Source organism: Sphingobacterium sp. WM, assembly GCF_029542465.1.
Taxonomy (GTDB): domain Bacteria; phylum Bacteroidota; class Bacteroidia; order Sphingobacteriales; family Sphingobacteriaceae; genus Sphingobacterium; species Sphingobacterium cellulitidis.
The window spans coordinates 3688307-3700499 of the sequence record NZ_CP120709.1; the positions used below are offsets into that span (position 1 = coordinate 3688307).

The 12193-nt window shown below is 36.8% G+C and carries 10 protein-coding genes; 5 read left to right on the forward strand and 5 right to left on the reverse strand.

The features are described 5' to 3' along the window. Position 1: 1 nt before the first annotated feature. The 3 genes from PZ892_RS15730 to PZ892_RS15740 are packed head-to-tail and all read left to right on the forward strand — an operon-like array spanning position 2 to position 4450. Positions 2 to 1918 carry a heparinase II/III family protein gene (locus PZ892_RS15730; RefSeq protein WP_277711492.1) on the forward strand — a complete coding sequence of 639 codons (1917 nt, stop codon included), beginning with the start codon at positions 2 to 4 and terminating at the stop codon, positions 1916 to 1918. A 4-nt stretch (positions 1919 to 1922) separates the two neighbouring features. Beyond that, positions 1923 to 3197 carry a DUF2264 domain-containing protein gene (locus PZ892_RS15735; protein WP_094280640.1) on the forward strand — a complete coding sequence of 425 codons (1275 nt, stop codon included), beginning with the start codon at positions 1923 to 1925 and terminating at the stop codon, positions 3195 to 3197. An 11-nt stretch (positions 3198 to 3208) separates the two neighbouring features. Beyond that, entirely contained in the window at positions 3209 to 4450 is a 1242-nt protein-coding gene (locus PZ892_RS15740; RefSeq protein ID WP_094257202.1) for a glycoside hydrolase family 88 protein, read from the forward strand. A 58-nt stretch (positions 4451 to 4508) separates the two neighbouring features. On the opposite strand, the gene PZ892_RS15745 is transcribed toward PZ892_RS15740, so the two are convergent. The 3 genes from PZ892_RS15745 to kduI are packed head-to-tail and all read right to left on the reverse strand — an operon-like array spanning position 4509 to position 7248. After that, on the reverse strand, positions 4509 to 5273 hold the full coding sequence (locus PZ892_RS15745; protein ID WP_179221466.1) for an SDR family oxidoreductase: 765 nt from the start codon (positions 5271 to 5273) through the stop codon (positions 4509 to 4511). 12 nt (positions 5274 to 5285) lie between these two features. Next, positions 5286 to 6401 carry a DUF4861 family protein gene (locus tag PZ892_RS15750; protein WP_277711493.1) on the reverse strand — a complete coding sequence of 372 codons (1116 nt, stop codon included), beginning with the start codon at positions 6399 to 6401 and terminating at the stop codon, positions 5286 to 5288. Between the two features lies 1 nt (position 6402). Next, positions 6403 to 7248, reverse strand: coding sequence for a 5-dehydro-4-deoxy-D-glucuronate isomerase (gene kduI / locus PZ892_RS15755; protein WP_094280642.1), 846 nt, complete (start codon positions 7246 to 7248; stop codon positions 6403 to 6405). A 291-nt stretch (positions 7249 to 7539) separates the two neighbouring features. On the opposite strand from kduI, the gene PZ892_RS15760 reads away from it, so the two are divergent. Next, complete coding sequence (locus tag PZ892_RS15760) at positions 7540 to 9108, forward strand: MFS transporter (RefSeq protein ID WP_182499105.1); 1569 nt, start codon at positions 7540 to 7542, stop codon at positions 9106 to 9108. Here the strand turns inward: PZ892_RS15760 and PZ892_RS15765 are convergent. After that, a complete protein-coding gene (locus PZ892_RS15765) occupies positions 9098 to 10123 on the reverse strand; it encodes a LacI family DNA-binding transcriptional regulator (RefSeq protein ID WP_182499106.1) in 1026 nt (341 codons plus the stop codon). The two genes, PZ892_RS15760 and PZ892_RS15765, sit on opposite strands and share 11 nt — an antisense overlap. Before the next feature lie 286 nt (positions 10124 to 10409). Here PZ892_RS15765 and PZ892_RS15770 point away from each other — a divergent pair, with 286 nt between their 5' ends. Next, positions 10410 to 11069 (forward strand): hypothetical protein, encoded by a 660-nt coding sequence (locus PZ892_RS15770; RefSeq protein WP_277711495.1) that lies wholly within the window; start codon positions 10410 to 10412, stop codon positions 11067 to 11069. On the opposite strand, the gene PZ892_RS15775 is transcribed toward PZ892_RS15770, so the two are convergent. Then, positions 11029 to 12087: an AraC family transcriptional regulator gene (locus PZ892_RS15775; RefSeq protein ID WP_277711496.1), complete on the reverse strand. Its 1059-nt coding sequence runs from the start codon at positions 12085 to 12087 to the stop codon at positions 11029 to 11031. The genes PZ892_RS15770 and PZ892_RS15775 overlap by 41 nt on opposite strands. Between the last annotated feature and the right edge of the window lie 106 nt (positions 12088 to 12193).

The following is a 12193-nucleotide window of genomic DNA, read 5'->3' on the forward strand; positions in this document are numbered from 1 at the left end:
CATGAAGCATTTAATCGGTTTTACATTCTTAATCTTTATCAGTTTTTCTGCTCTATCGAGCGGAAAAACTGATCCCTCTTTAGATTTATTATGCAAGAATTTCAGTCAGACAGAAGTGAAAAGCAGTCTGTTGGACAATCAGAAATGGGTTCCATATCCTAGCTATTCAGACCGTGAAGGTTGGAAACAGCTAACGGCACCAGTTTATGCAAATATTATTGAAAAAGGTGAACAGGCATTAACATATCAATGGAAGGTCGTCAAAGCAACTGATTACTTAGCCTATGAACGAGATGGCTCAAGGGTGATTATGGAGAAACCGATGAATGAAAATGCCACAGCTTTGAGTAGTTTATTTTTTGCAGAATTGGCGGAAGGAAAAGGCAGATTTATGGATCAGATCATCAATGGTGTTTGGTATTTCACAGAGATGAGCACCTGGTCATTATCAGCTCATGTACCAGCTTATCAATCTTCAAAAAGGACATTACCCCAGTCGGGCGTTCATGTTGTGGATTTAATGGCTGGAGATATGGGATCATTTCTTTCTTGGATTCATTATTTCTTAAAAGACGAGATGAACAAAGTCAATCCTGAGATTAGCAGCAGACTAAAGAGTCATATTCATTCACGAATTATTGAGCCCTATATGCAAAGGAATGATATGTGGTGGCAGGCTTTGGAACTGAAAGACAATGCTATTGTCAACAACTGGAATCCTTGGTGTAATTTCAATGTATTGACCTCCTTATTACTGATTGAAGATAATGAGAATGCTAAAATTGAAGGCATCTACAAGACCATGAGATCGGTGGATAAATTTATCAATTATGTTAAAAAAGACGGTGCTTGTGAAGAAGGGCCATCTTATTGGGGACACGCAGCAGGTAAGTTGTATGATTACCTTGAAATCTTAGCGCTTTCCACTGGCAATAAGATTAACTTATTTGACCAGAAAGTTATCAAGGATATGGGGGAATATATTTCTCAATCCTATATTGGAGGTGATTCATGGGTGGTAAACTTTGCAGATGCATCTGCCAAAGGTGGTGGAGATCCATTATTGATCTATCGTTATGGAGAATCCGTTGACAGTAAAGAAATGAAGCAATTTGCAAAATACCTTATGGAGAAAAAGCCAAATAAGGTTTCTATAACTCGGGATGCATTTAGAAGTCTTGAAGATTTAAGAACCTTAGAAGGAATCCATGGAGAAATTGCTCAATTGCCTAACAATCCATACAAATGGTACCCTGAGACAGAGTTTTTATATATCAGGACTCCTGATTTATTCTTTGCTGCCAAAGGAGGATTCAACAATGAAAGTCACAATCATAGCGATGTTGGTACTTTCATCTTATACATGGATGAAAAACCTATATTTATTGATGCAGGGGTAGGAACCTATAACAAGAAAACATTCAGTAATGAACGTTATGATATCTGGACCATGCAGAGTGCATACCATAACTTGCCTCAGATAAATGGGTTTGACCAACCTTATGGAGCCAAGTATAAATCAAGAGATGCATCATTTGACGCTAAGAAAAATGAGTTCAAATTGGATATCGCAGGTGCATATCCTGCAGAAGCAAAGATTAAAACATGGGTCAGAAAATACAAGATTAACAATAAGGCATTAATCATTACGGATGATTTCAATATTGAGAATCCTAATAAGGAAAACATTGTACATTTCTTATTGGCATCAGAACCTAAAATTGAAAACGGTAAGATTTCATTAAACAATGGAACACATACGCTAACATTTGATGCAAAGTTATTTGAGCCATCCATTGATGTGATTGAACAGGATGATACTAGATTAAGCAATGTCTGGGGCGCAAAAATCTACAGGCTTAATCTAAAAGCAAAAGTTTTGGCTTCAAAGGGCAGTTATACATTTACGATAAACTAAAATTATGAAAAGGAGAGCGTGGATTCAAAAAGCAGGGCTATTCATTGGGGGAATGACTTTGGCAAAAACCAATGTGGAAGCTTCTGATTTAAAACCACAAGATACAGCAGTCTTGGATAAAGAGTCTTTGAACGACAGAGCTTATTGGGTGGAGGTCATCAGTAAAATGGCTTCGCCAATCTTGGAGAATATCAGTAAGGGAACTTTTCAAAAAAACATGCCCATGGTGGTTTCAGAATCCTTTGATGGAAGAAATCCTAAGGTAGGATATTTGGAGGCATTTGGACGTTTATTGGCTGGAATTGCGCCATGGCTAGCCCTTCCCTCCGATGGAAGTTCAGAAGGTAAGTTAAGGGAGAAATTCCTTAAGCAAGCTTTATTGGGTATTCAAAATGGCGTAAATCCAGATTCTCCGGATTATTTTGCTTGGCGAGATAATTCCAAACAAACCTTGGTTGATGCGGCACACCTGGCTTTAGGCTTTTTACGTGCTCCTAAAGCGTTATGGGAACCACTTCCCGAGGAAACCAAGAAGCAGGTGATAGCCGAATTTATGCATATCAGGTGGATAGTTCCAAATGAAAGCAACTGGCTTCTATTCGCTTCTATGACTGAAACATTTTTATTCAGTGTTGGGGTTGAACCTGAAAGACAGAAGATTGATCATGCCATCGAAAAATTTGATAAGGATTGGTATGTTGGGGATGGTTGGTATAGTGATGGAGCTCGATTCAGTTTTGATTATTATAATGGGTATGTGATTCATTGTATGCTGGTTGAAACATTAAAGCATAATGCGAAAGTTTCAGCTGACTATGAAGAAAAATACAAGCGCGCCTATAAGCGGATGCAAAGGTATGCCGAGCATCAGGAGAGGATGATTTCTCCGGAAGGATATTACCCAGTTATTGGTCGAAGTTCTACTTATAGAAATGGAGGTTTTCAACCCTTGGCAGCTGTTGCCCTGGACAAGAAATTACCAGAAACGTTAAAACCAGGACAGGTTCGCGCAGCCATGACAGCTATGCTCAAGAAGATTTATGTTCATGATATTTATGATAAATATGGCTGGTTGGTATTGGGATTAACTTCTGCAAAACAGGGAAACATTGCAGACTCTTACACGAATACCGGATCCCTTTATGAGGCATCATTATCCTTTATTGCATTGGGATTGCCTGAGAGCGATGAATTTTGGAGCAGTAAACCTGAACCATGGACTTCACAAAAAGCATTTTCGGGAGAGAAATTTCCTAAAGATTATTACGTAACTTATTAGAACACCTATATATGAAAATCAAGATTACATCCTTGTTTGCTGCAGCAGCATCAGTTTTATTTATTAGCATGAAACCGCAGCAACAAGATTTTATTCCGGCAATTTTTAAGAAAGCAGACAAGCAATATCAGTATCTCGCCAAAGAAGCCGATGTTTTAAATAAGTTCCCTCGAACGACCAAAGACGGCAAACTGATTGGTACAGATGAATGGGATTGGACCGGGGGATTCTTCCCGGGATCTTTATGGTATATCTATCATCAAACCGCCAATGAAGAAACTAAAGCAGAAGCAATTAAATGGACTGAAAAACTGGAAAAAGCAAAGGACTTGGACCAACACCATGATATTGGCTTTGTGATGTACTGTTCTTATGGAAATGCAATCAAATACCTGAATGATCCTGCGAAAGTAAAGGAATATAAAGACCTTATTATTCATTCATCCAATACTGCCTTGAAGCGCTATGATGCCAAGGTAGGTGTGATCAAATCATGGAACGAGAAGAAATCTTGGGACAACAAAACGGTTTGGAAATACCCTGTTATTATTGATAATATGATGAACCTGGAAATGCTTTGTTATACTTCTGACATTACTGGTGATCCAAAGTATAAGGAAGTAGCGATCAGCCATGCAGATCAAACGATGAAAAATCATTTCCGTTCTGATTATAGCACTTACCATGTGGTGGATTATGATGCCAATGGAAAAGCTATTCACCAACAAACCAATCAAGGATTTGCGGATAATTCTACTTGGTCTCGCGGACAGGCTTGGGCGATCTATGGATTTACCATGATGTACCGAGAAACCAAGAAAGCTGATTATCTAGCAACTGCTCAAAAGGCCGCGAAGTTCTACATGAACAATTCCAACTTACCGAAGGATAAAATTCCTTACTGGGATTTTAATGCCCATCAAAAAGGATATAATTCGGATGTAGACTTTACAGGTAGAAATATTTCTCCAATTCCTAGAGATGCATCTGCTGCTGCAATTGTAGCTTCAGCGCTTATAGAGCTTTCTCAATTTTCGGAAGGCAAGGATAAAAAGCAGTTTTTGGACTTTGCGAAAGAAAGTTTAAAATCTTTATCAAGTCCAGCCTATTTTGCAGATTATAAAACAAATGGAGGATTCCTTTTGAAACATAGCGTAGGGAGTTTACCACATAACTCAGAAGTGGATGGGCCGCTAACATATGCTGATTATTATTACCTGGAGGCTTTAACCAGACTTAAGGAACTAAAATAAAAAGTTGATAGTACAAGTAAATAGATTTAGGGGTTATCGGTTGATAACCCCTATTTTATTATCTTCCCATCCAACCGCCATCGACGGTAAGAATGGTTCCATGTACATAATTGGAGGCTTGAGAAGCAAGGAATACAGCCGGTCCTTTAAAGTCTTCAGCTTCTCCCCATCTTCCTGCAGGAATTCTATCCAAGATAGATGCAGAACGATTAGGATCGTTCCTTAATGCTTCGGTATTATCGGTTGCAATATAACCAGGAGCAATGGCATTGACATTTACTCCTTTGCTTGCCCATTCATTAGCAAATGCTTTGGTCAATGAAGCAATTGCCCCTTTAGACGCTGCATATCCAGGTACATTTACCCCGCCCTGAAAAGATAGCAATGAAGCGGTAAAGATTATCTTTCCGGATCCTCGAGCTACCATCTCCTTCCCTATTTCTCTGGTTAAGATAAATTGAGAGTTTTGGTTGATTTCTATAATCTGATCCCAATATTCGTCGGGATGTTCAACAGCAGGTTTCCTCAAAATATTACCGGCATTATTGAACAGGATATCGATTTGAGGATGTTCGGATTTTACCTTTTCAATAAAGGCATAGAGTTCTTCACGCTTAGAAAAATCACATTGGTATGGATAGAATTTTCTACCCAATCCTTGGATTGATTTTTCAACATCAGAACCTTCTAATTCCAAGCTAGCTGAAACCCCAATAATATCGGCTCCAGCCTCTGCTAAGCCTTCAGCCATAGCTTTCCCTATTCCACGTTTACAGCCCGTTACTAAGGCCAATTTCCCTTTTAGATCAAATGAACTTAAAATTGACATCATTTTTTATTTTAATACTGTTTTCAGAGGTTTCTTTAAATTTTCCTTATAGGTTTCCACTGCCTTATTCCACTCCTTATCATCTGTTATTTTACCAGCTCTATTCCAGGCAGCTCCATTATAGTAAACAAAGTCTTTATCATTTTTAACCTGAGTGATTAATAATGCTTGTTCAGGTCTATCATTCACAAACTGTACGCCTTTTTCGGGAACAATAACAGCAACCCCAATATGACCACTTGAATTAATTTCTGGCTCCCAATAAGCCAAAGAGCTTGGTTTTTGTGAATAAGTTAACTTAGGGTTCTCCTCTTTTCTTTTTACCACTCCAATAGCGATTGGCGTAGTCGCCTCCTTTTGATTTTCAAATTGTAAAGTGACTTTATTAAAGTTACTTCCAGCATCTAAACGATATGTTTTACTGAAAGTAATATTTTGTCCTTCTACATTCTCCGGATCAAACTCCAACTGAAAAGTGGTTCTTAATGGACCATTATCCAATACCTTATATCTTCTAAAATGCTTGGTAAACTGTAAGTTTCCATTGAGATAAAGTCCGATATCACCTGCACCCAGTGTTTGCCCCACAGAATAATAATCAAGACCTTCACCGTGATCTTTATGGTAATCTTCGGTCTTATACCATTTATCAATAATTAATTGATCGGTTCTCTTAGCCCAGACATCTAAACCTTGCGCATCATCCGCCCTACCTTCCAATGCTTTCCCATACATTCTAAAAGCTAGAACATCATTTTCCCACGCGAAATCATCAAATCTTTCAGGAACATATCTGGCAAAGGTTTTCCTGGCAATAGCTGGACTCGCAGTATTAACAACCGAAAGCCTTATTTTTGATTTTGGCTCCAACTTTACTTGTAAAAGCACATTGATAGGTTGATCTGCACCAAGCTTTTCCAATTGATGAGGAATGATATTTCCATTTTCATCTTTTACCGTGAATATGCTATCAAGGGCAAAGTGTGAAGTAAACTTATCATAAGGAATGGATATCAATTCATTCCTGCTATTTCCTGAAGCGTTCGTTACTTGGATATATTTCTGTCCATATGCCTGAACGGCTACTGCAATTGTGAATACACAAAGCCAAATCTTTTTCATATTATTTCAATTCTGTAATTGGACATTTGTCCATATCATCATAATTCATATTTTCACCGGCCATTCCCCAGATAAAAGTATAGTTACTAGTTCCTGCACCAGCATGAATAGACCAAGGTGGAGAAATTACTGCTTGTTCATTTTGCATCCAGATATGACGGGTTTCATTTACAGGTCCCATAAAATGAGAAACTGACTGTCCTTCAGGAAGATCAAAATAAAAATAAACTTCCATACGTCTGTCATGGGTATGCGCAGGCATGGTATTCCATACGGAACCTACTTGCAATTCAGTCATGCCCATTTGCAACTGACAAGTTTGAATAACCGTATGCAATAGCATTTGATTGATAACCCTATGATTTGAAGTTTCCAAGGATCCCAATTCAATTTTATTAGCCTGTTCTTTAGTTACTTTTTTTGTTGGATATGAATGGTGAGCAGGTGTAGAATTCAGATAGAATTTTGCAGGTTTCGCTGGGTCATTACTGATGAAGTACACTTCCATAGTTCCCTTGCCAATATATAATGCTTCCTTATAATTAAGATCAATGAGTTCTCCATCGGCTTCAACCTTGCCATCTCCGCCGACATTGATAATCCCCAACTCTCTCCTGCTTAAAAAATATTCTTCTTTCAATAGAGCTTCAATTGTTTCAAGCTTTAACTTTTGGTTGACAGGCATTGCTCCACCTGCCATATAACGATCATAATGACTGTAAGTAAAGTGAATATTATCTTCTCCAAATAACTTTTCGATAAGAAAGTTCTTTCTCAAACCTTCGGTATCTAGGTTTTTTGTTTCATTAGGTCCGATAGCGTATCGATTTTCAAAGGTTAAATTCATTTTTTTATTTTTTTAGAAATCATAAGGTAACACAAGTTTGAGAAGAAAAAGTTTAATATCTGCGAAATCGATTTCGACTTTTCGACATTAATAATTCAATTATCCAAGAGTTAATTTCAAAATCTTCGAAAACGTTTAAGTAAAAATTTCTTTTATTTCCTACCAATTATTAGGATACTTATAAATAATTGTAAACCGTTAATCTCAATTTAGCACATCATCATTGGATAAGGAAAAAACCTTTGGCAATATTTTTATCGAATTGAGGCAAAACAACCAATAAACGATTTTATGACCGACCAAAAAGCTAGTAAATACAGATGGACCATTTGTGCCCTCTTATTTTTCGCCACCACCATAAATTATTTAGACAGGCAGGTGCTTTCCCTTACTTGGAAAGATTTTATTTCACCGGAGTTTCATTGGACCAATAATGATTACGGACTAATCACTGCTTTATTCTCTATATTCTATGCGGTTGGGATGTTGTTTGCAGGTCGGTTCATTGATTGGATGGACACCAAAAAAGGGTTCTTATGGGCTATTGCGGTATGGTCTGTTGGTGCTATTCTCCATGCATTCTGTGGAATCGCGACTTCTGGTATTGTTGCCGGCGAATGGTTCGTAGGGTTTGAAGGTGCTAAAGAAGCTATAAGAAATGTTCATGATTTTTCAAGGGTCATCAATGTCAGTGTAGTCTTATTTATTTTTGCGCGTTTTGTCTTGGCAATTGGTGAAGCTGGGAACTTCCCTGCAGCCATCAAAACAACAGCCGAATATTTCCCTAAAAAAGACCGAGCTTTTGCTACCAGTATATTTAATGCAGGATCTACCATTGGTGCCTTGATTGCACCTTTATGTATCCCTGTTATCGCAAAATACTGGGGTTGGGAAATGTCATTTATCATAATTGGGGCATTGGGATTTATATGGATGGGCTATTGGATCTTCATGTATGATAAGCCTGAGGTACACCCAAAAGTGAATGAAGCCGAATTGGAATATATTCAGCAAGACGATGTCCTTGAAGCTCAACAAAATGAATTAAACCCTCCTGTAGTACAAGGGAAAGTTAGTATCCTAAATTGTTTGAGACATAATCAAACATGGGCTTTCGCCATTGGAAAATTTATGACCGATGGGGTTTGGTGGTTTTATTTATTCTGGATGCCGGCTTATTTAAGTTCTGTTTATGGGGTAAAATCATCGGATTTGAATGGGCAATTAGCTCTGTTTGTTTTATATAGCATCACGATGTTCTCCTTGATTGGAGGTTGGTTGCCAACCTATTTTATCAACAAAGGCATGAATCCTTATGCTGGCAGAATGAGAGCCATGCTAATCTTTGCATTTTTCCCATTATTGGTTCTATTGGCACAACCATTTGGACATTATTCCTTCTGGATTCCTACTATATTGATTGGTATTGGCGCTGCAGCACATCAATCATGGTCGGCAAATATCTTTTCAACTGTTGGTGATATGTTTCCTAAGAAAGCGATTGCAACAGTGACTGGTATTGGCGGATTAGCAGGTGGATTGGGATCCTTTTTTATCAATATATATTCAGGTAAATTATTTGATTATGCAGAGACAAATTGGAGTACTGTCAATGGAGAGAATGTACTAAATAGATTTCCAGAAATTGCCAATATAGACTCTAAAAAAGCGTTCTTCGAACAGCATGGTGTTGCAAATATTGAGGAGTTTTTAAAACAACTTGCTTCAAAAGGGGATACTGTTGCAAATGGGATTGACCAAGGATATATGATCGTATTTACCTTTTGTGCACTCGCCTATTTGGTTGCTTGGATAATTATGAAGATTTTGGTTCCTAAAATGAAACCAGTTAAACTTTAGTTGAATTGCGAGGAACAATAAATGTGTCAAGGATAGTTGTGTCATAATCCATTTTGAACCTATCCTTAGACTCTATTAATTGTATTAGTTTTTCTACACCCTTTACTCCTATTTCAAAGGCAGGTTGAATAATCGTAGATAAGGAAGGGTTTAAGGACTCTGCAATTTCAGTGTTGGCAAAACCAATTACAGAAACTTGCTCAGGCACTTTTATTCCTAAATTAGAAAGAATCCCCAAGGTTGAAACTGTCAGGGTATCAGTGGTCCCCAAGATTCCCATTGGCTCGGAAGTTTTACTCAATTTATCCTTCAAGATATGTGTGAGGTTCTCGATTAAATCTTCTCTGGATTGGCCATAGTCTACCTGGATAATATTGTCTTTATTTTCAGGGATAAAATTGGCCATGAGCGCCTTATTGTAACCTGAAATCCTCTTTTGGTTGATACCAATGTTCATTCCACATAAAACCAGAATATTTTTTCGACCAGACTTTATCAAATGTTGGGTAGCATCAAAAGCTCCTTTTTCACTATTAACCCCAATTTTAAAAGTTGGGAGATCAAAATCAATACGATCTACCAGTACAAGCGGGCAAATTTGATGGAACTGTTTTAAATATTTCAGGTTACTATTAGCAGATGGGGTGATGATAACACCATCCACATTCTGCTGTTGTAGGGTTTTTAGGGATTCCTGTTCTAGTTTAGCATTTTCATGGCTTTGCATAAATACTAACTTATAATTTCTTTCATAAGCTGCTTTATGGGCACCCTCCAAAAGCTGGGATTGAAATGGATTTCCTAAATATGGAATAATTACTGCAATGGAATTACTACGCCCAGTTTTTAGGCTTTTAGCTAATATATTCGGCCTATAATTATATTTCTGAGCCATTTTCCTCACTCGAAGCTTAGTCTCATCACTAATTTCAAAGCTATTATTCAAGGCCTTCGATACAGTAGATACCGATAACCCCAATTTTGAAGCTAATTCTTTTAATGTAATGTTGCTCATGATGAATGGAAATAATGATGCTGTGGTTCAAAAAAGTAACCCTACTAAAATAGCATTAATTTAATAATAAAGGATTTTAAGACTAATAATTGTAGGATTAGGCCAATAATCTGACTTAATTATTGGATTTGGATAACTGCAAACGATTCTTTGAAGACCAAAAATATAATGGTTTTCTAGTATTGTATTGAAAAACAACCTCTCCTAACTTTATCCTATCAACATTAAATCAATTTGAAGGAATAAATTTTAGTAACAACATTTCAATTTTTAAAAACACTTATCTATGAAAAGAATATCATTAAATGGGAATATATTCCTGGCAATTTTGAGCATCTTACTATTGGTTTCATGTAGTAAGGATGAAGGTGAAAAGCATGGAACTCTTGTCTATGAGGAGAATTTCAATGACGATAGCAAATGGTTTGTCGGTACAGACAACCTATTAAGGAGTGAAATAAATAATGGTAAGTATATCCTTAATTATAGCATCAATGGGACCTTTGTAAATGGCTTTAATTGTCCCGTAAATATATTTGGACAAGGAAAAAAACAAATTCTTGAAATTAGTTTTAAACAAACAGGGGGAAAAGGTGATGCAGGAATTATTTTTGACCGCAGGGATTCTGATAATAAATCTTGGATAGTTATTGAACAATCTGGACATTTTACCATCTTCAATCATGAAGATGGAGAATTGGAAATAATTCAAAACTGGAAGGAAAACTCAGCCATCCAGCCCATCGATAAAACTAATATCCTACGATTAGAAAATGAAAATGGAAACATTGAATTCTTTATAAATAATACAAACATATATTCTTGGAAGAATAGTGGGATTACCACCTTGGACAGAATTGGTCTAGGGGCTGCCAATTATGACAGCAACAATAGCCAAACTACTGTTATTGAATATGACTATGTAAAGGCTTGGTCACAGGAGTAGCAGCTGTTAAATGCTGAATTTCTAACATAAACTGCTTTGGAGTGTCCCCAAAATAAGATTTAAAAACCTTAATAAAATGTGGGACACTACTATATCCTAGAATGCAGGCGATCTCATTGACATTATGTTGTTCATACAGCAGATCTTTCGCTTTTTGCATCCGCATTTGGATTACCATTCCATAAATCGTAGTGCCATATTGTAATTGAAAATCCTGTTTTAATTTGCGTTCATTAAGCATAAATATCTTAGCCAATTCGGAGCTGCTAGGTGGGTTTTCAAGATGTAGAAAAAGATAAGATTTCACCTTTTCTAAGCTTACACTTTCTATAGAAGCCTTTTCAGGTATGGAAGTCCCGTAATTAGTATTTTGGAATAGAACAAATAACAGTTCCTTAAGCTTGATTCTGAGAAAATGATACCGATGCTGAACCAGATTCTCATTGCCAATAATCTCCTTTAAAACTCTGAAAATATTGACATCCATATAACGCGTTTCATTGGGTCGATTTTCAGGAATCCCCTTCAAAATATATTGATGAAAACTGTCCGATGAAATCCATTCTTCATCCTTCACCAAGTCTAAATAAAAAGAATGAGTCATTTTAATGATTACATAATGAATCGAGTCATTTGGGTCAATATTTATGATCCCACCAGCACCATTGTTATCTAAGAAATTTCTCTGCAACATTCCGATCTGATGGTCATAACTTTCATCGCCTGCCCCATTCCTTACTCGTGAATGCCCTTTCAAATAAAAGAAAAACCTTACATGCGGTTTTTCAGTCATCCAAGTATTGGTTAATTCTTTTGTAGTATCCATTTGGACTTCTGCAATATGAAGTCCTTGCGCATATTGCGTTTTACAACTAACTGATACCCCATTTCCGTTATATAAAAACTCTTTATCGTTAACTATTTTATCATCTTTCGATGTATTATCCTCCACTGTTTGATCGTAAATCACCCTATTTATTTCGGGAATTTCTGACCTAACCCACATACCTTTTTTCATTACTTTTTGTCCCAGATTTCGCTAAATACTTCTGTTTGTAACTATAACTTTGCAAAGTTATTTATAATTATTCTAAATAGCAATAAGGGCATTCTTTAATAATGAC